Below are 746 nucleotides of genomic sequence, written 5' to 3' on the forward strand. Positions count from 1 at the left end.
CATGTGAACAGCGCCAAGCTCAATGTATTCCATAAACCCAGCGTTCAAGGCTCTTGCCTGATCTTCAGCTGACATGCCATGAGCCATGGCCACGCCACTCGCCAGCAAGCCAAGCAATCCAACGCAGAATCTGATTTTCACGCGTTTTTCTCCATTATGATTGGTTAAGAATATGAGCGCTCTTGCCATTCACCAAACGGTACAAGGCAGGGAGCACGAATAATGTGAGCACGGTGGAAGAAAGGATGCCCCCAATGACTACCGTGGCCAGTGGACGCTGAACTTCCGAACCGATACCCGTGTTAAGCGCCATCGGCACAAATCCCAACGAGGCAACCAGCGCGGTGGTAATGATGGGGCGAAGCCTTGTTACCGCACCTTCAATAATGGCCTCATCCAGGGCCACACCATCCCGCATCAACTCACGGATAAAGGACACCATGACCAGGCCATTCAGAATGGCAATGCCGGAGAGAGCGATAAAACCCACCGCTGCAGAAATGGAGAACGGAATATCCCGCAGCACCAGCAATAGCACTCCACCGGTCAGTGCCAGAGGCACACCGGTGAAAATCACCAGCGCATCTTTGAACGAACCGAGCGCGAAATAGAGCAACGCCACGATCATCACCAGCGTTAATGGCACCACCAACGTCAGTCGCTGGCTCGCAGACTGCAACTTCTCGTAGGTGCCCCCGTATTCCACCCAGTAGCCCGAGGGCACAGCGACGTCATCATTGATGGCT

The 746-nt window shown here is 54.2% G+C and carries 1 protein-coding gene; it reads right to left on the reverse strand.

All coding sequences use genetic code 11. The features are described 5' to 3' along the window. Positions 1-154: 154 nt before the first annotated feature. The coding region (locus A3730_RS03860; RefSeq protein WP_197477270.1) for an efflux RND transporter permease subunit at positions 155-746 on the reverse strand (592 nt) is incomplete at its 5' end.

Source organism: Alcanivorax sp. HI0044, from assembly GCF_001634945.1.